The following is a 17,974-nucleotide window of genomic DNA, read 5'->3' on the forward strand; positions in this document are numbered from 1 at the left end:
GTGGAAGCCGCCGGCCCGGCCTGTTCGCTCACAGGCCGGGCCGGCGGGGTCGTGCCCTCAGAGGTCCTCGCGGCTCACCGCGATGTCCGAGCCGGCCGGGACACGGCGCAGGCCCGTGGCCTCGTCGTAGGCCCACTCCTGACCGGCGCTGGTGCCGAGGTACTCGTCGGAGAAGCCCGAGGTGATCTCGGCCTGCGGGTGGCGCGGGACGATCCAGAACCGCATCAGCAGCAGGTAGACCAGGAAGCCGACCGGGAGGCCGACGAGGTAGGCGTACTCGAGCTGCCACAGGGCCAGGCCGCCGGCCACCACCCAGGCGATGAGCCCGGCCGGGTTGACGCCGCCGCTGAACCGGAACTGCCCGTTCGCCTGGTACAGCGCCGGGACGTTCAGCCGCCGCCGCCGCACCACGTAGTAGTCGGCGATCATGATGCCGCCGACTGCCGAGAGCAGCGCGCCGTAGTAGCCGAGGAAGGTGAACAGGTTGTTCAGGATGAGCCAGGGGAAGGCCAGGGTGCCCACGACGCCGGCGAGCGCGACGCCCCACTTGTAGGCCAGGTGGGGCGCCCCGGCGTTGACGAAGGTGAGCGCCGCCGGGATGAGGTTGGCCGCGTTGTTGGTCGACCACTGGGCCAGGATCACCAGCGCCAGCAGCACCACGAGGGTGAAGCCGGAGCTCTGACCCTGGATGACCGTGATCGGGTTCCAGTCGCCGGCCGCGATGAACGACACCGCGCCGATGAGCGCGACGAACGTCTGGGTCACCGGCAGCGCCACGAACTGGGCGACGAAGACGTTCTTGTTCCGCCGGGCGAAGCTCCGCGCGCCGCTCTCGGTCTTCACGAACCGGGTCAGGTTCGGGATGTCGACCGCGAGGGCCGACCAGAACGCCATGTTGGCGACGAAGAGGCTGAACGCGGAGATCGGCGTGTCCCCGGCGAAGGTCCAGATGTTCTGCCCCTGCGTGCGGGCGAGGTCCTCGAGGGTGAAGTACATCCACACCGACACCGCGATGATCGCGGGTGCGGCGACCGCGGCGAGCCGCTCGACGGCCTTGATCCCCATGGCGGTGTTGACGATCTGCACCAGCCCGAAGACGACGTACCAGAGGAACCACGCGCTGAAGCCGGTGAAGTACTCGACGATCCCGTTGATGGCGAGGGCACCCAGGTAGGTCTGGATGCCGAACCAGATGGCGGCGACGATGCCGCGGGAGACCGCCGGCAGGTGTGTGCCCAGGGTGCCGAAGGGCGCTCGCAGGTACACCGCGAAGGACAGGCCGTGCTCGGTCCCGATGTCCGCCGTGAGCGTCATGACCACCGCGAGGGCCGCGTTGGCCAGCAGGATGGTGAGCAGCACGACGGGCAGGGGCAGCCCGGCGACGCCGTTCGCGCCCAGCTGGAAGGTGGCGATGATGACCGCCATCCCGATCCAGATCCAGACGAATCCCAGGGCGCCGATGGTCCGGTGGCGCAACCGGACCGGGAGGATCGACTCCTCCAGCAGGTGGTTCCGCGGGCGCCGGTCGGCACCCGTCCGGGGGTCGGACGCAGTGGTCATGGGTTCTCCTCGGTGAGAGCTGCGGATGGCCGGGTCAGCCGTTGTGCGGCGAACGGCGGATGAAGTCGTCGGCGATCTCGTCGAAGGTGGCCCAGCGGACGCCCTCGTGGCCGTTGATGTGCTCGATGAGCCGCTCCAGCATCAGGAGGACCTGCGGCCGCCCCGAGACGTCGGGGTGGATCGTCATCGTGAAGACGGCGTAGTCGTTCTCGCGGTACACCCAGTCGAACTGGTCGCGCCACATCTCCTCGAGGTGGCGGGGGTTGACGAACCCGTGGCTGTTCGGGCTGGACTTGACGAACATCATCGGCGGCAGGTCGTCGAGGTACCAGTTCGCCGGGATCTCCACCAGCTCGGTCTCCCGGCCGCGCACCAGCGGCTGCATCCAGGTCTCGGCCGGCTGCGAGTAGTCGATCTTCGTCCAGCTGTCGCCGACCCGGACGTAGTAGGGCTCGAAGTCCCGGTGCATCAGCGAGTGGTCGTACTTGATGCCGTTCTCGAGCAGCAGCTCGTTGGTGACCGGGCTGAACTCCCACCAGGGTGCGACGTAGCCGGTCGGCCGCCTGCCGCTGACCTTCTCGGCCAGGTCGATGCTGCGCAGGAGGACCGTCTCCTCCTGCTGGCGGGTCATCGCGATCGGGTTCTCGTGGGAGTAGCCGTGGATCCCGAGCTCGTGACCGCCGTCGATGACCATGCGGGTCTGGTCGGGGAACGTCTCCATCGAGTGGCCGGGGACGAACCACGTCGTCCGCAGGTCGTTGCGGCGGAAGAGCTCCAGCAACCGGGGTGTGCCGACCTCGCCGGCGAACAGGCCGCGCGAGATGTCGTCGGGCGAGTCCTCCCCGCCGTACGAGCCGAGCCAGCCGGCGACGGCGTCGACGTCCACGCCGAACGCCACGAAGATCTCCTTGGGCATGTCCTGTCCTCTCGTCTGGGGGTGCTGGGGGATGGGGTGGTGCCGATCAGGGGTTCACGTACGGCTGCAAGACCTCGGCGGCGCGGTCGGCGTCGCCGCCCGCGGCCAGCGCGAGGGTGAGCAGCAGCCGCGCCTTGGGGGCTCGGAGGTCCCCGGCGAGCAGAGCTCCGGCGGCGGCCAGGTCGGCGCCACCGCCGGCGCCGTACACGGGGCTGACCGAGCCGGCGTGGCAGCGCGAGGTGACGAGCACGAGCAGCCCGTCCGCGAGGGCCTTCTCGGTCTCCGACAGGACCGCGGGCGTGACGTTCCCGGCTCCGAAGGCGTCGAGGACGATGCCGCGGGCCCCAGCCTCCCGGGCGGCTCGGACGAACGTGCCGTCAGCACCCAGGTGCAGGGGGACGACGTCCACCCGGGGCCACTCGCCGTCGAGGGCGTCGAGGTCGAAGGCCGGTCGCCGGCGCGGCACGGCGACGAGCCGCACGGCCTCGGCGTCCACTCGGCCCAGCTGTCCACCGTCAGGAGCGGCGAACGCGTCCACTGCGAGGGAGTGCACCTTGGTGACCTGCCGGGCGGACAGCACCCGCCCGGCCATGGCGACGACGACGCCGATGTCCCGGGCGGCGGGGTCGCAGGCGAGGCGGACGGCGTCGCGCAGGTTGCGGGGGCCGTCGGCATCGGTCGCCTCGGCGTTGCGCTGGGCGCCCGTCACGACCACCGGCTGGGGACCCCCGTGCGCCAGGTCGAGGAACCAGGCCGTCTCCTCCATCGTGTCGGTGCCGTGCGTGACCACGACGCCGTCGGCGTCGGCGGCAGCGGCACGGACCCGGCGGGCGAGTTCCCGGACGTCATCGAGGCCGAGCCGGTAGCTGCCCAGGCGGAAGACGTCCTCCACCCGGACGTCGACGTCCTCGATCGGCAGCAGGGCGCGCAGCAGGTCGTCCCCGCTGTCGGCGGCGACCACGCGCCCGTCGGGATCGGGGCGGGACGCGATCGTCCCGCCCGTCGTCAGGACGCGCACCAACGGCATCACAGGTCTCCTCGGCCGGCCGGAGTGACGGCAGTCACTGCGCAATCGATTGCGCGGACGCTAGTGCAATCGATTGCGACGGGTCAAGGGGGAAGGGTAGGAATAGCGTGTGACCGTGGGGGGCCCGGAGAACTTCGAACGCGTGACGTTGCGTGACGTCGCCCGGCTGGCAGGCGTCCACGTCTCCACGGTCTCCCGTGTCCTGCGGCGCCGGGGGCACGGCTCCGACGCCGCCCAGCGGATCCGCCGGATCGCCGACGAGCTCGGCTATCGACCGGACCCGTACGCGGCGAGCCTGCGGACCCAGCGCACCAGCACCTTCGGGGTGCTGGTCCCGGCGCTGACCGACCTCGTGCTCGCCACCATCTACGACGCGATCGAGCAGACGGCCAAGGAGCGCGGCTACGACACGTTCGTGGCCAACACCCGGGACGACCTGGACGAGCAGCGCAGGCGGGTCGACCTGCTGCTGGACCGCAGGGTCGACGGGCTGATCCTGGGAGACGCCCGGCTGGACAGCACGTTCGTCGACGAGCTCGCCGCGCGCGACGTCCCGTTCGTCCTGACCAGTCGCCGGCATGGGGAGCACCCCTCCGTGACCTGCGACGACGAGCTCGGGGGACGCCTCGCTGCCCAGCACCTGCTCGACCTCGGGCACCGGCGGGTGGCGGTCGTGGCAGGTGAGCCCTACGCCAGCACCGGACGAGATCGCACCCGCGGGTTCCTCGACGTGTGCCGGGAGAGCGGGGTGCGCGTGCCGGCCACCCGGGTGGTGCACAGCCGCTTCGACGTCGCGGGCGGGCGGGACGCCGCGGAACGGCTGCTCGCCGCGCGGACACCGCCGACAGCGGTCTTCGCGGTCAACGACTTCGCCGCCATCGGCGTCATGGGGGCGCTGCGCGACCACGGCTTGCGCGTGGGGGAGGACGCGGCGGTCGTCGGCTACAACGACGTACCGATCGCTCGGGAGCTCCCGATCCCGCTCAGCACGGTGCGCAGCCCGCTGCGGGAGATGGGGGAGCAGGCCGTGACCGCGCTCTGCGCCCGGCTGGAAGGCCAGGAGATCGGGGCGGTCAGGCTGGCGCCCGAGATGATCCGGCGGGCCTCGAGCGTCCCCGTCCGGGACTAGGTCGGGCGCCCCGCGCAGCGACACCGGGTGGGCAGGGATCGACGTGTCACCGGGTCCGATGCGTCCACCGGCGCGCAGCGGGGTCCGGTCGTCGCCACGGAGTGCACGGCGACGCGCCGTCCGCCAGGCTCGACGGCATGACCGACACCTCCGGGCCGCCGTTCCGCGCCGACCACGTCGGCAGCCTCCTGCGCCCGCAGCGCCTGCTCGACGCCCGCGCCCGCGCCGCCGCCGGGGAGGTGGACGCGGCCGAGCTGCGCGACATCGAGGACGAGGCGATCGCCGACGTCGTCCGGCTCCAGGGGGACGTCGGCCTGCGCACCGCCACCGACGGGGAGTTCCGCCGGGCCTCGTGGCACATGGACTTCATCTACGCGATCGACGGCATCACCAAGGTGACCGGCGAGGACATCGTCGTCCACTTCAGGAACGCCGACGGGACGATCGACTTCACCCCGGCCGGGCTGCACGTCGACGGGCCGCTGTCCATCGACGAGCCGATCTTCGGGGCGGACTTCGCGTACCTGCAGCGCGTCGTCTCCGAGCGGCAGACGGCGAAGCTGACGATCCCCTCGCCGTCGATGGTCCACTACCGCGGCGGTGCCGCGGCGATCGACCCGGCCGTCTACCCGGACGAGGACTCGTTCTGGGACGCGCTGTCGGCGGCCTACGCCTCCCAGGTGCGCGGCATCGCCGCGGCCGGCTGCACCTACCTGCAGCTGGACGACACCAGCCTGGCCTACCTCAACGACCCGGCCCAGCGTGCCGAGCTGGCCGCGCAGGGGCGGGACGCCGAGCACCAGCACGAGCGCTACATCCGGCAGATCAACGCCGCGCTGGCCGGCCGGCCCGACGGGCTGACGGTGACCACCCACATGTGCCGCGGCAACTTCCGCTCCTCATGGGTCGCCGAGGGCGGCTACGACTTCGTCGCCGAGGCGCTGTTCGGCGAGCTGGAGGTCGACGGCTTCTTCCTGGAGTACGACGACGCCCGGTCCGGCGGGTTCGAGCCGCTGCGCTTCGTGCCGCCGGGCAAGCGGGTGATGCTCGGGCTGGTCACCACCAAGCGCCCGGAGCTGGAGAGCAAGGACGCCCTCAAGCGCCGGATCGACGAGGCCGCCCGGTACGTGCCGCTCGAGCAGCTGGCCCTGTCCCCGCAGTGCGGCTTCTCCTCGACGGTGGAGGGCAACGCGCTCACCCGCGACGAGCAGGTCGCCAAGCTGGCCCTCGTCGTGGAGACCGCCCAGGAGGTCTGGGGGGACGACTGAGGGGTCACGGGCCGGTCACGACCCGCTGCCGGGCCCGCCCCCTGCTGGTGGGGCGGGCCCGGGGCTTGACATGCTCCCTGTCGTATCTGGGCAGTGTCGTCCGGACGCTGCCTCGTCCCGCAGGGAGGGCGCGTGTCCACCACCGTCAGCAGAGCCGACACCGACGGTCCACCTCCGGGAGGAGTGGGCCGCCGCATGTCGGTGCGTTCGATCGCCGTCTGGGTCGCGGTGGCCCTGGTCGGCGCCCTGTCGTGGACCGTGCTCGCGCTGGCCCGTGGCGAGTCGGTGTCGGCGCTGTGGATGCTGTTCGCCGCGCTGTGCTCCTACGCCATCGCCTACCGCTTCTACGCCCGCTTCATCGCCTACAAGGCGCTGCGCGTGGACGACCGCCGGGCCACCCCGGCGGAGCGGCTGCAGAACGGCCGGGACTTCGACGTCACCGACCGGCGGGTGCTCTTCGGCCACCACTTCGCCGCGATCGCCGGCGCCGGCCCGCTGGTGGGCCCGGTGCTCGCCGCGCAGATGGGCTACCTGCCCGGCACGATCTGGATCGTCGTCGGCGTCATCTTCGCCGGTGCCGTGCAGGACATGGTCGTCATGTTCTTCTCGATGCGCCGCAACGGGAAGAGCCTGGGCCAGATGGTCCGCGAGGAGATCGGCATCGTCGGCGGCATCGCCGCGCTGATCGCCGTCTTCGCGATCATGATCCTGATCCTCGCGGTGCTCGCGCTCATCGTGGTCAACGCACTCGCCGAGTCGCCGTGGGGCGTCTTCTCCATCGCGCTGACCATCCCGATCGCGCTGTTCATGGGGGTCTACCTGCGGGTGCTGCGGCCCGGCCGGGTGCTCGAGGCCACCGGCATCGGCGTCGTCCTGCTGCTGCTGGCCATCGTCGGCGGCGGCTGGATCGAGAACACCGCGCTCGCCGAGTCCCTGACGCTGTCCAAGGAGACGCTGGTCCTCGCGCTGGTGGTCTACGGGTTCGTCGCCTCGGTGCTGCCGGTCTGGCTCCTGCTGACCCCGCGCGACTACCTGTCGACCTTCATGAAGATCGGCGTGATCGTGCTGCTGGCGATCGGGCTGCTGATCGCCCGGCCGGTCATCCAGGCCGACGCCGTCAGCCAGTTCGCGCTGCCGGGCACCGGGCCGGTGTTCGCCGGGTCGCTCTTCCCGTTCGTCTTCATCACCATCGCCTGCGGCGCGCTGTCGGGATTCCACGCGCTGATCTCGTCCGGGACGACGCCGAAGATGGTGGCCAAGGAGAGCCAGGTCCGCCTGATCGGCTACGGCGGCATGCTGATGGAGTCCTTCGTGGCCATCAGCGCGCTGATCGCCGCGGTGGTCATCGACCAGGGCCTGTACTACGCGATGAACGCCCCCGCCGGAGCGACCGGGGGCACCCCGGAGACCGCGGCGGCGTTCGTCAACGGTCTCGGCTTCGACACCACGGCCCAGGACCTCGCCGCCGCCTCGGCGGCGATCCAGGAGGACACGCTGGTGTCGCGCACCGGCGGCGCGCCGACCCTGGCCGTCGGTATCGCGCAGATCCTCAGCACCGCCTTCGGCGGCGGAGGGGCAGCGTTCTGGTACCACTTCGCGATCATGTTCGAGGCGCTGTTCATCCTGACCGCCGTCGACGCCGGCACCCGCGTGGGCCGGTTCATGCTGCAGGACACGGTCGGCAACGTGTGGAAGAAGTTCGGCGACCTGTCGTGGCGGCCGGGCACCATCATCGCCAGCGCCGTCGTCGTCGGTCTCTGGGGCGGCATGCTCTACATCGGGGTCACCGACCCGCTGGGCGGCGTCAACCAGCTGTTCCCGCTGTTCGGCATCGCCAACCAGCTCCTGGCGGGCATCGCCCTCACGCTCGCGACGGTGCTGATGATCAAGCACGGGAAGCTCAAGTACGCCTGGATCACGGCCGTGCCCCTGGCGTGGGCACTGACCACGACGCTGACCGCCAGCTTCCAGAAGGTCTTCTCCGGCGACCCGCGGGTCGGCTACTTCACCCAGCGGCAGCTGTACGCGGACGCCCTGGCGAACGGCGAGCTGCTGGCGCCCGCGCAGGACGTCGGGCAGATGCAGCAGGTCATCACGAACTCCACGGTGAACGGGGTGCTGCAGGCGGCCTTCGCGCTCCTGACCCTGGTCGTGCTCGGCAACGCCCTGGTGGTCATCGCGCGGGCCATCCGGGCGCGTGGTCCGGTGCCCACGACCGAGGAGCCCGCGGTGCCGTCGGACATCGTCGAGCCCTCCGGCCTGTTCGCCACGCCGGAGGAGAAGGCGGCCATCGCCGAGCACGAGCGGCTGGTGGGCGCGGGTGCCCGGGGTCACGGCACCTTCACGTCGGAAGGGCCGCCACGGTGAGCACCGCCGGCGCGTTCGCCGGGCGTGCCTGGCGGGGGGTGCGCTGGTACCTGCGGGAGTGGAGCGGTGAGGCCCGCTGGGACGACTACCTCCGCTCCTGCGCCCAGCACGGGCACGAGCCGATGAGCCGGCGCGAGTTCGAGCGGCGCCGGGCCGACGAGGCCGAGCGCAACCCGGTGAGCCGCTGCTGCTGACCGGCGTCCGACCGCGGCTCCGGTCCCCGAGAGGGGGCCGGGGCCGCGTCGCGTCCGGGCATCCGCGACCCGCTCGCCCCACGCGGCCCACCCGTGCGTGCCGGCGGTCCACACGCGAGCCGCGGCTGCCGAGGGGGAGGACACGTTGCCGTGGCCCCGTGGGCCCGACCGAGAGGTGGCACCCGTGTCCGTGCCCTCGTCGCCCGACCGTGCCGGCCGTCTCGCCGAGCTGCGCACCGGGATGTCCCTGCTCGCCAGCGCGGCCGCCGACCTCGGCGTGGGCCGCCAGCCCGAGGTGCGGGTGCTGCGCGACGGCCGGCTCTGGCTCGCCGAGCTGGGGACGGCGGTGACCGCGGCCGACGTGTACCAGGCCGCCCGCGGGCTGGTGGCCGCCCAGCTCGACGCCATCGCCGCGGTCTCCGACCAGCCGGTCGAGGACCACGCGCTCGCCTGGCTGGTCACCCTGCAGACCAACGAGGTCATCGCCGCCATCGAAGACACCGACCTGGCCGACGACGCCGCCTGAGGACGCACCGCGGCCCCCGTCCTCGGGTGCGAGGACGGGGCCCTTCCGCGCGGTCCCAGCGGCCCAACCCTTATCGGCAACGCTGCAGCTGGCTGTGGGTCAGGACCAGGGTCGGCGCGACTCGGCTCACCGGGGCAGAGCTTGCACGGCGCTGAGCGCCTGGACGGCGGCCTCGTCGGGCGGGAAGACGGGGTAAAGAGCCCGCTCAATGACCCCCGACCGGATGATCATGGTAAGGCGGCGCAGCAGCCGCATGCCGTCCACCTCGAAGGTCGGCAGGTTCAGTGCGCGGGTCAGCCGCAGCTCGGCGTCGCTGAGCAGGCTGTAGGGCAGGTGCAGCCGCGTGGCGACTTCGTGCTGGTAGTCGGGATCCTGGGTCGACAGGCCGAACACCTGTACTCCGAGGGTCTCGAACTGAGCGGCCAGGTCGCGGAAGGCGCATGCCTGCGGGGTGCAGCCGCGAGCTCCGGGAATCTCATCCCAGCCGGCGGGCGGGTCGACCCCGGGGCGGCCGGTGCGCGGATAGGCGAAGACCACCAGGCGCCGGTCGGTGCTGAGCCGGCGCAGGTCGACTACGCCACCGGTCGTCGCCGGCAGCGTCAGCGGCGGCAGTACCGATCCGGGCAGGTGATCGGTGGCACCATCATCGACCGGCGTAGGTAGGTGCGCGGGTAGCGCGGTGGGATCATGGCTCATGACCTGAATCCTCTTTGCCGGAACGTAAGGCCGTCCCTATCGGCGCAGCGCGCACCCCGATCCTGCTCACCACGCCACCGTAGGCAGGTCAGCCTCCATGAGGGGCCGCCGACCCGTCCGTCTGCTTCGGCGGGCGAGATCACAACCGGCTGCCTGGCGTGGTGGCGGACGCAGTCGCCGGCATGGGCGACGCCTCTGGGCTCCGCCGCCGAGAGGCGCCGGCGCGGGTCACCAACAGCAGGCCGACTAGGACGACACCGGCTCCGCTCAGCTCAGCGGCGCTGGGCTGCTCACCGAGCACCGCCCAAACCGTGACCAGGCCCACGACCGGTACGAGGAGGGAGAAGGGCGCCACGGTGCTCGCCGGATGGGTGCGCAGCAGAGAGGTCCAGATGCCGAATCCGACGAGCGTGGCCAGCACGACCAGGTAGGCCAGCGCCGCGACGCCGCCCCACGTCAGGCCGGTCATCGCGGACCGGGCGGCGCCTGGTCCCTCGACGAGCAGGGACAGCCCGAGCAGCGGCAGCGGGGGTACGAGGCTGGCCCACACCACCAGCGCCAGGCCGCTGCGCGGGCGGGCGCGACGGATGGCCACGTTGCCCACGCCCCAGCTGGCGGCCGCGCCGAGCACCAGCAGCAACGCCACCAGCGGCACGGTGGCCGTGCGGCCGAGGGCGATCACCGCCAGTCCCACGGCGGCGACGGCGATGCCCAGCAGCTGAGCGCGCCGTGGGCGCTCCCCGAGCAGCACGGCGCCGACCAGCACGGTGAACAGGGCCTGGGCCTGCAGAACCAGCGAAGCCAGCCCGGCGGGCATCCCGGCGCCCATTCCGACGAACAGCAGCCCGAACTGACCCGCACCGAGGAACAAGCCCACCACGACGACGCCTCCGGCGCCGACCCCCGGACGCCCGACGAAGAACACCGCGGGCACCGCCACAAGCGCGAAGCGCAGGGCAGCAAACAGCAGCGGAGGGAATTGGTCCAGCCCGAGGTCGATGACGACGAAGTTCACGCCCCAGATCACGGCCACCAACACGGCGAGGACCACATCCCGGAAAGGCACCGGATCACCCTGGACGCCGCGAAGGAATCAGTCCATCTCCTTGTTCCGACCCTTACCCGTAAGCTCCGCTGCATGATCGACGTCCGGCGGCTACGGGTGCTGCGCGAACTCGCCGACCACGGCACCATCGTGGCCGCCGCCGGCGCGTTGCACCTGACGCCCTCGGCGGTCTCTCAGCAGCTGACCGCGCTGGCCCGGGAGACCGGTGTCGCGCTCCTCGAACCCGACGGGCGCCGCCTCCGGCTGACCGACGCCGCGCACGTCCTGCTCCAGCACGCCCACGTCGTCTTCGCCCAGCTAGAGCAGGCCGAAGCCGACCTCGCCCGCCACGCCGCCGGCCACCGGAGCAGCCTCCGCATCGGTGCCTTCCCCACCGCGCTAGCGCAGCTTGTCGCCCCGGTGGTCGCCGCGCTGCGCCACGCGGACGAGCTCTTGAGCGTGCAGGCCGTCGAGACCGACGAGCCCGCCTGCTTCGCGCAGCTCGCCGGCGGCGAGCTCGACATCGTCGTCTCCGTCGAGACGTCCGGAGCGCCCCAGCAAGACGACCCGCGCCTGCATCGCACCCCACTCCTCGCCGACGTCCTGGACGCCGTCCTCCCCGCCGACCACCGGTACGCCGGTGCCACTGCCGTGGCGCTGGAGGATCTGGCAGCAGATGCTTGGATCCTCGCCCTGCCCGGATCTTCCTGCGAGGAGATCACCCGGGTCGCGTGCGCCACCGCGGGCTTTACTCCCCGCTCCACTCACAGCACGAACGACTGGACGGCAACTGGCGCGCTGCTCGCTGCCGCAGGGGCCGTGACCCTGGTGCCACGGCTGGCCCAGCCGCTCCTGCCCGCTGGCCTCGTCGTCGTACCGCTCGCCGGCGCCAGCCCAACCCGACACCTGTTCGCCGCGACCCGCCGCGGCGCCTCCACCGCGCCGGTCACCGCCCGTGCGCTCAACCTCCTCGCCGAGACCGCTGCGAGCCTGCGCAGGATTGCCAGCACCTGCGGATGACGGCCTATCGGCTCTTCACCACCTCCGGCGCAACGCGGCTTCACGCCTGCGGTTCCACTCGCCACCTCGGCGTCCTCGGGACCGGCGATCCAGCCAGAACCGCACCTGCGGCCGGAGTTCACACGCCTTCATCCTGGCCGACGTCACCGGACCTGCCCCGCAGCCCGTATCTTGCCCGAGGAACGCGCACTGGACGCCTCGCAGCAGGTCGCTCAGCACGCCAGGTGATCACCGCAAGGGGATCCCTGTCCGGCGACGGCTGACTGAGGTGTCCGACCTGTCCCTGAGGGCGGCTTTAGAGACATGTCCGCGTCATCCAGTAGAGAGCGAGGCCGCCGCTAGCAGTTGAGGTCTTGTTCCTCGAACTCCTCGCGAGGAAGGCTGTCGCCGAAGACGTAGACCTCGCCAGGCTGCTGACCGTCTCAAGGTGACTTGGCATCTCGCAGTTGCAGTCGGCACCAGATGCGCGAGGTTCGGCGGCGTACAAGGGGCCTGACTGAAGACGTGTGCAGGTCCCTTTGAGGTGGTGCGGGTCCTACTGGGTGATGTCGCGGTAGATCTGGACGCCGTTGACCATGTCGATCCCGACCCCACCGTTCTCGGGGTTGTATGCCGCTCGGATCTGAGCGTCCCGGTCGTGGGGCATGCGTGTCCTGTCGGCGCGAGCGAGCGCCGCTCGAAGGGCGGTTGCGTCCAGGTCCGTGCAGTACACGGGCGAGCCTGGCTGCATGCGCCAGGAATCGGCCAGGGTTCCCGCGTCGACAGCCTCGAACCCAGTGTCCTCGACCAGTTGCATGACGACCTTCTTGTCCTCCGGGTCATCTCCGGCCACAGGTAGCGCCACCCGGTCGGACTGCCCGGGAGCGCGCCCCTTGAGGGAGAGGCTGCGGGAGAAGATCGTGTTCCACGCCTTGAGCACAGGGCGGCCGATCTGCCGGCTGAGCCAGGTGCTGGTGGAGGCCGCGTCGTCCACTCCTTCGATGACGCCAGCAAGTGGGTAGTAGTTGGACATCTCGACGATGATCGTCGAAGCGGGTGCCCGGCGAAGGGTTTGCCCCAGCCCGGGAATCGCCGCGAACGGGATGGACAGCACAACGACGTCGGCCTGCGCCACGGCGTCGTCAACCGTGGCCGCACGCGCTTGGAGGTCTGCGGCCAGCTCGTGGAGGGACTCCGGGCCCCGGGAGTTGGCCAGGATGACGTCGTGGTCGGCAACTGCGAGTGCTCGTGCGAGTTCGCTGCCGATGTTCCCGGTTCCGATGACTGCGATGTCCACAGTGCTGCTCCTTGCTTCTGCCGGGTCGAGACCGGCGCTTGGGGTGGTCTGGCGACGTTCGGGACGACAGGCGCCCCGGACACCGCCGCTCTGGCACCCTACGCCGTTGGTGACAGTAGCTGTCAAAGTTGCTAGGTGCTAGCATTTGTGACATGGCCGGTACGGGAGTTCGTGAGGTCGCGCGGCGCGCCGTCCACGCCGAGATCACCTCGGCCGCGGAGTTCCTCTTCCGGGAGCAGGGCTACGACGCAACCACGGTCGACCAGATCGCCGAACGCGTGGGCATGTCCCAACGGACGTTCTTCCGGCACGTCGGAACCAAGGAGGACCTGGTCCTGGCCGAGTTCGACCGGCAGTCGGAGCGCATGGTGGCAGACCTGCAGTCGCGCCCGGCCGGGGAGGACCCGTGGACATCCCTGCGGCACGCCTTTGAGGTCGTCGTCGGCCAACGCGAAGACCCGACCGTCCGCGAGCGAGCCAAGCTGATGATGTCGATCGTCGAGACCAGCGGCACCCTTCGCGCCGCGTACTTCGACCGGATGGACCTCGTCCAGCGTCAACTCGTCGATGTCCTCCTGGGACGTGCCCACAACACTGAAAGTCGCGTCATCATGCGCGCCCTCGTCGGTGCCGCCTTCGCTGCACTCCACGCCGTCAGCGAGAACTGCGACCTCGACGACGGGCCAGACACCTTCGCCGCCGACCTCGACCAAGTCCTTGCTCGACTGGCGCCCGCCGTCGTCTGACGCACAGATCCTGCGAGGAATGGGGCCTTGCTCACTGCGTCTTCTATGTGCCAGCCAGGCCGAACAGGAGGCAAGGCGCCAAGACCCATGCGCCAACTCGGCGCTGTGCGTTCAAGGTCACGCGACCATCATGTGGCCTGAACGATGCCAGAGCCGGAACTGCAGAGCGGTGTCCCAAAGTGGGCCGCTCAAGGACGCCCCGGTTACTGCGGCAGGCGGAGGTCCCAGGCCTCCTCGTAGGCCGAGACGAGCCAGCCGTCGCAGCGGTCGACGGGTGGCTCGCGAGACCGCCGACGAGGCGGGTGACGCCGTGCTCTCCGACGCTCTCGCGAGCGGAGGATCTGTGACACGACGGATGCGAGCAGCGCCCACCCCTCGGATGATGCCAGCATGCCGACCACCGCCAGCTTCCCGTCGCCGGCCGACGGGCTCGCCATCGCCACGTACGAATGGGACGACGTCACGGGCGGCCCCGTCGGGGTGGTCCAGCTGGTGCACGGGTTGGCCGAGCACGGGCCCCGCTACGACCGGTTCGCCCGGGCCTTGAACGCGGCCGGGTTCCTGGTGTCGGCCGCCGACAACCGTGGCCACGGAGCGTCGGTGTCCGAGGATGTCCCGCTGGGCAGCTTCGGCGCGGCCGGGGTCGACGGCTTCGTGGCCGACATCGGCGCGCACGCGCGCCTGCTGGCCTCGCAGCATCCGGACGTGCCGCTGTTCGCCTTCGCCCACTCGCTCGGCTCGATGGGCATGCAGATCGCACTCCTGGCCGAGCCGGTCCGCTACGGCGGCGTGGTGCTCAGCGGCTCGACGACCCTCGACGGCCTCGGCGGCGTCCTCGCCGGCCTACCCGCCGACCAGCCGGGGCTGGCCGCGTTCAACGCCGGCTTCGAGCCGCGCACCGGCTTCGAATGGCTCAGCCGCGACCCCGCAGAGGTCGACGCGTACGTGGCCGACCCGCTGTGCGGGTTCCCCACCGAGGACGCGATCATCGGCGGCGTCCTAGGGCAGGCCGAGCGCACCGCCGAGCCGTCGCAGATCCGGCCGGACCTGCCGCTCCTGCTGATCTCCGGCGACCGGGACCCGGTCGGCGGCCCGGGCGGGAGCAATGTCATGGCACTGGCCGACCGCTACCGCTCGGCCGGACTCACCGACGTCACGGCCACTCTGTACCCCGAGGCCCGGCACGAACTGGTCAACGAGACCATCCGCGACGAGGTCACCGCCGACGTCATCGGCTGGCTCCGGGCGCACCTGCCGGGGTGACGAGCCTGGTGGCTCCCTATGAACACGACCGACTTGAGTGCGCGGCCGGGACTTGACGTCGCACTTGCATTTTGCAAGTGTCGCCCGCATGAGCCTCTTCATCACCTGCCCGGTCGAGAGCGTCGAGCGCGCGACCGCCTTCTACACCGCCCTCGGCTGGACCCTCAACGCCGAGATGTCCGATCACAACGTGTCGTGCTTCGCGATCGCGCCCGAGCAGTACGTCATGCTCGGCAGCCGCGAGATGTACGCGAGCGTCGGCGGCGTCGAGGAGCTGGTCGGTGGACCCCACACGCCCTCCAAGGTCACGGTCTCGTTCGACCTCGGCAGCCGCGTAGCGGTCGACGAGCTCACCGAGCGCGCCGGCGCCGCAGGCGGGCGGATCGGTGACACCGACGACTACCCCTTCATGTACCAGCGCCAGTTCGACGACCTCGACGGCTACCACTACTCGCCGTTCTGGATGAAGCCGGACGCCGATCCGAGCGCGTGAGCGACCTCGCCGCGGCCCTCGAGATTGTCGGAGCCCGGTGGGCACTGCTCATCGTGGAGCGGCTGCTCGACGGGCCGCAGCGATACGGCGATCTGCAGCGCGACCTCGGAGTGCCCACGAACATGCTCGCGACCCGCCTGCGCCAACTCGAAGCGGCCGGCGTACTGACCCGTCTGCCGCTCCGGCACAACACCCGGGCCTACGCGCTGACCGATCGCGGGCTTGCCTTACGCGAGGCGATCGTCGCGCTCGCACGCTGGGGCGCCGAGCAGGCCTAGGTGTGGCGCGGAGTCACGACGCGCTACAGGGGCTCAGCCCCGTTGCGGGGCCTGTCTCATAGTGGGCCGCTTCGGGACACCCGGCCTGGGACACTCCGCCGGTGCCCATGACGCATGAGGCGGGTGATCGGCGGGATCTCGAACGTCTGGCGCTCGCGGAGTGGCCGGGGCAAGCCGGTGTCCGAGTCCAGTCGGTGACTGTTGTGGGCGACCGCGCCGAGGTCGCTCTCGACGTGAACGGCAACTACGACTACTGGGTGTACTACCAGCGGGACGGCAACGGCTGGCAGGAGCCGGCGTCCGGCAACGGACCGATGACCGACTGGCAGAACACAAGCGTCATTCAGTGGTGAGTCGTCGCCGCCCGAGCCGTGCCCCGTGAGGTGTCCCCAAGTAGGCCGCTATGGGCGACTCGCGACACGGCTGGACCACCGACGACCTGCAGCCCTGTCCCGCAAGCCGAACCCCGTTACGGCCGCGGCCGCCTGGCCCCGTTGAGCGACGCGTGTCATCTCGTAGTAGACGGCTGACCGGGGCGCCGGTGCCAGCACTGACCAGCTGGAGCACGAGGAGCAGCCCTTTGCGCCGATGAGATCGAGCGGTCCGCCCAGTCCGACCGGTACGAGCATCAGCCGTGACACCAGCAGATGGGAGATCGCGATGTCCTTCCAGGCCTACCTCGACACCATCGAGGCCAAGACCGGCCTCACTCCTCGCGAGCTGCTCGCCATCGCCGCTGAGCGCGGCTTAGACGGTCCGGACACCAAGGCGGGCGCCGTGGCCGAGTGGCTCAAGGCCGACTACGGACTCGGCCGCGGTCATGCCATGGCGTTGTTCCACGTCATCAGGAACGGGCCGGGCATCGACAGCAAGCACGTCGGCAGCAGTGGGCCCCACCGGGACGAGACCGATGTGCTGTGGCTGGACGGTGTTGCCACCAAGCCGCCCGGCGGGACCGTCGGCACAGCAAGTTGACCCACAGGACGCCAAGGACCCCGGCGCCGTCCCGCACGAGGAACCCGCTACGGCGACGCTCGGGCGGGCCAGAGCAGCAGCCAGCCACTGTCCGCGGAGGATCCCCAAGCGGTGACAGTCGGGCATCCGCGACTGGTGGTCGGCCCTCCTGGGCCTCTAACTTCGGTATTTGTGTGTGACTCGGTTGTGCAGCCCGTGGATCTGCAGACAGTTCGGGCGTCCTATGACCGGGTAGCCGACAACTACGTCGCGATGAATGTCGGGGATCTGGCGCCGGCCACGTGGCTGCGTGCCGCCCTCGGAGCGTTCGCCGAGGATGTCCGCGCCCTCGGGCCGGTGCTCGACGTCGGCTGTGGCCCGGGAACGGTCACCGCCCACCTCGCGGGGCTGGGAATCGACGTCTCCGGCGTCGACCTGTCGCCGCGGATGATCGCGCACGCCCGCCGGCTGCACCCTGAGCTGCGGTTCGCCGTCGCCTCCGCCACCGACCTCGACCTGGCCGAGGCATCGCTCGGTGGCGTCCTGGGCTGGTGGTCGCTGTTCAACCTGCCCCGCGAGGTGCTGCCCGACGTGCTCGCCTCATTCGCCCGGGCGCTGGTTCCCGGTGGGCAGCTCCTGCTGGGAACGCACGCAGGCGACGGCGACATCGAGCGCACCGAGGTCTACGGCATGCCTGTCACCTGGACGACCCATCTGTGGCTGCCCGAGCAACTGACCGCCCTGCTTGCCGAGACCGGCCTCCAGCCGGTTGCCGAGCTGCGGCTGCCTCCGACTCCTGCGGCTGCCTCGGCCCCCGCTCTGCCGGCCCAGGTGGTCCTCGCTGCTCGGCGGCCGAGCTGACCTCATCCGAATGGGGACTGGGTCGATCACCAATCCTCTGCGGGACGCGGCCGGCTCACCGACCAGGCGGCCTCTGGTGCGTCGGTAGCCGTTCCTCTTGCGGCCACGCAGTCTTCGCTTCCAAGGCGCGCCCGGGCAGCGCTCGAAGTCCCGTGCCGCGTAGCCTCCGCTCGACTGGACCGGGCTGCCGCCATAGAGAAGTCGAGACGGTGCGAGGTCTGGGTCAGGATCCGCCCTGGTCTTGTCGTGCCACTTCTGCCTGGTGTGCCCCGCGTTCCGTGGAGTCGCTTGGCTGGACTTCATGCCACGGTCATGGATGGTCGGTTCTCGAACTCTATGGGGGTGAGCCAGCCGA

19 protein-coding genes are annotated in these 17,974 nt (G+C 70.9%); 13 read left to right on the forward strand and 6 right to left on the reverse strand.

What is annotated here, in order from left to right; all coding sequences use genetic code 11:
• Positions 1 to 57: 57 nt before the first annotated feature.
• The 3 genes from BLR12_RS15625 to BLR12_RS15635 are packed head-to-tail and all read right to left on the reverse strand — an operon-like array spanning position 58 to position 3,503.
• Positions 58 to 1,560: an NCS1 family transporter gene (locus BLR12_RS15625; RefSeq protein ID WP_091379798.1), complete on the reverse strand. Its 1,503-nt coding sequence runs from the start codon at positions 1,558 to 1,560 to the stop codon at positions 58 to 60.
• Positions 1,561 to 1,594: 34 nt separating this feature from the next.
• Positions 1,595 to 2,476, reverse strand: coding sequence for a polysaccharide deacetylase family protein (locus BLR12_RS15630; protein WP_091379801.1), 882 nt, complete (start codon positions 2,474 to 2,476; stop codon positions 1,595 to 1,597).
• 46 nt (positions 2,477 to 2,522) lie between these two features.
• A complete protein-coding gene (locus tag BLR12_RS15635) occupies positions 2,523 to 3,503 on the reverse strand; it encodes an asparaginase (RefSeq protein ID WP_091380078.1) in 981 nt (326 codons plus the stop codon).
• A gap of 115 nt (positions 3,504 to 3,618) precedes the next feature.
• On the opposite strand from BLR12_RS15635, the gene BLR12_RS15640 reads away from it, so the two are divergent.
• The 5 genes from BLR12_RS15640 to BLR12_RS15660 all read left to right on the forward strand — a co-directional run bounded on the left by BLR12_RS15640 (position 3,619) and on the right by BLR12_RS15660 (position 8,987).
• Complete coding sequence (locus tag BLR12_RS15640; RefSeq protein ID WP_091380081.1) at positions 3,619 to 4,632, forward strand: LacI family DNA-binding transcriptional regulator; 1,014 nt, start codon at positions 3,619 to 3,621, stop codon at positions 4,630 to 4,632.
• A gap of 137 nt (positions 4,633 to 4,769) precedes the next feature.
• Complete coding sequence (locus tag BLR12_RS15645; protein WP_091380084.1) at positions 4,770 to 5,900, forward strand: 5-methyltetrahydropteroyltriglutamate--homocysteine S-methyltransferase; 1,131 nt, start codon at positions 4,770 to 4,772, stop codon at positions 5,898 to 5,900.
• A 195-nt stretch (positions 5,901 to 6,095) separates the two neighbouring features.
• Entirely contained in the window at positions 6,096 to 8,267 is a 2,172-nt protein-coding gene (locus BLR12_RS15650; RefSeq protein WP_091379803.1) for a carbon starvation CstA family protein, read from the forward strand.
• The gene (locus BLR12_RS15655) at positions 8,264 to 8,461 is read left to right on the forward strand and encodes a YbdD/YjiX family protein (protein ID WP_091379806.1); all 198 of its coding nucleotides are present in this window, start codon (positions 8,264 to 8,266) and stop codon (positions 8,459 to 8,461) included. Before BLR12_RS15650 ends, BLR12_RS15655 begins: the two co-directional genes overlap by 4 nt.
• A gap of 184 nt (positions 8,462 to 8,645) precedes the next feature.
• Complete coding sequence (locus BLR12_RS15660) at positions 8,646 to 8,987, forward strand: hypothetical protein (RefSeq protein ID WP_091380086.1); 342 nt, start codon at positions 8,646 to 8,648, stop codon at positions 8,985 to 8,987.
• A 126-nt stretch (positions 8,988 to 9,113) separates the two neighbouring features.
• Here BLR12_RS15660 and BLR12_RS15665 read toward each other — a convergent pair whose 3' ends face one another.
• Both BLR12_RS15665 and BLR12_RS15670 read right to left on the reverse strand, forming a co-directional pair.
• Entirely contained in the window at positions 9,114 to 9,683 is a 570-nt protein-coding gene (locus tag BLR12_RS15665) for a peroxiredoxin (protein ID WP_091379808.1), read from the reverse strand.
• 139 nt (positions 9,684 to 9,822) lie between these two features.
• Positions 9,823 to 10,698: an EamA family transporter gene (locus BLR12_RS15670; protein WP_176832543.1), complete on the reverse strand. Its 876-nt coding sequence runs from the start codon at positions 10,696 to 10,698 to the stop codon at positions 9,823 to 9,825.
• On the opposite strand from BLR12_RS15670, the gene BLR12_RS15675 reads away from it, so the two are divergent.
• Positions 10,663 to 11,748, forward strand: a complete 1,086-nt coding sequence (locus tag BLR12_RS15675) for a LysR family transcriptional regulator (protein WP_218120693.1) — start codon at positions 10,663 to 10,665, stop codon at positions 11,746 to 11,748. The genes BLR12_RS15670 and BLR12_RS15675 overlap by 36 nt on opposite strands.
• A gap of 535 nt (positions 11,749 to 12,283) precedes the next feature.
• Here BLR12_RS15675 and BLR12_RS15680 read toward each other — a convergent pair.
• Positions 12,284 to 13,150 (reverse strand): NADPH-dependent F420 reductase, encoded by an 867-nt coding sequence (locus BLR12_RS15680; protein ID WP_091379817.1) that lies wholly within the window; start codon positions 13,148 to 13,150, stop codon positions 12,284 to 12,286.
• A gap of 26 nt (positions 13,151 to 13,176) precedes the next feature.
• On the opposite strand from BLR12_RS15680, the gene BLR12_RS15685 reads away from it, so the two are divergent.
• The 7 genes from BLR12_RS15685 (at position 13,177) to BLR12_RS15710 (ending at position 17,619) form a co-directional block, all read left to right on the forward strand.
• Positions 13,177 to 13,770, forward strand: coding sequence for a TetR/AcrR family transcriptional regulator (locus BLR12_RS15685; protein WP_091379820.1), 594 nt, complete (start codon positions 13,177 to 13,179; stop codon positions 13,768 to 13,770).
• A gap of 390 nt (positions 13,771 to 14,160) precedes the next feature.
• Positions 14,161 to 15,033, forward strand: coding sequence for an alpha/beta fold hydrolase (locus BLR12_RS15690; RefSeq protein ID WP_091379822.1), 873 nt, complete (start codon positions 14,161 to 14,163; stop codon positions 15,031 to 15,033).
• Between the two features lie 88 nt (positions 15,034 to 15,121).
• On the forward strand, positions 15,122 to 15,526 hold the full coding sequence (locus tag BLR12_RS15695; RefSeq protein ID WP_091379825.1) for a VOC family protein: 405 nt from the start codon (positions 15,122 to 15,124) through the stop codon (positions 15,524 to 15,526).
• Complete coding sequence (locus tag BLR12_RS15700; protein ID WP_091379828.1) at positions 15,523 to 15,804, forward strand: winged helix-turn-helix transcriptional regulator; 282 nt, start codon at positions 15,523 to 15,525, stop codon at positions 15,802 to 15,804. The genes BLR12_RS15695 and BLR12_RS15700 overlap by 4 nt, the downstream gene beginning before the upstream one ends.
• A gap of 101 nt (positions 15,805 to 15,905) precedes the next feature.
• Positions 15,906 to 16,157, forward strand: a complete 252-nt coding sequence (locus tag BLR12_RS24090; protein ID WP_143018790.1) for a hypothetical protein — start codon at positions 15,906 to 15,908, stop codon at positions 16,155 to 16,157.
• Positions 16,158 to 16,464: 307 nt separating this feature from the next.
• Positions 16,465 to 16,779 (forward strand): DUF4287 domain-containing protein, encoded by a 315-nt coding sequence (locus BLR12_RS15705; protein ID WP_091380089.1) that lies wholly within the window; start codon positions 16,465 to 16,467, stop codon positions 16,777 to 16,779.
• Between the two features lie 111 nt (positions 16,780 to 16,890).
• Entirely contained in the window at positions 16,891 to 17,619 is a 729-nt protein-coding gene (locus tag BLR12_RS15710) for a class I SAM-dependent DNA methyltransferase (RefSeq protein ID WP_255363538.1), read from the forward strand.
• Positions 17,620 to 17,974 lie beyond the last annotated feature (355 nt).

Source organism: Geodermatophilus sp. DSM 45219 (assembly GCF_900104025.1).
GTDB lineage: Bacteria > Actinomycetota > Actinomycetes > Mycobacteriales > Geodermatophilaceae > Geodermatophilus.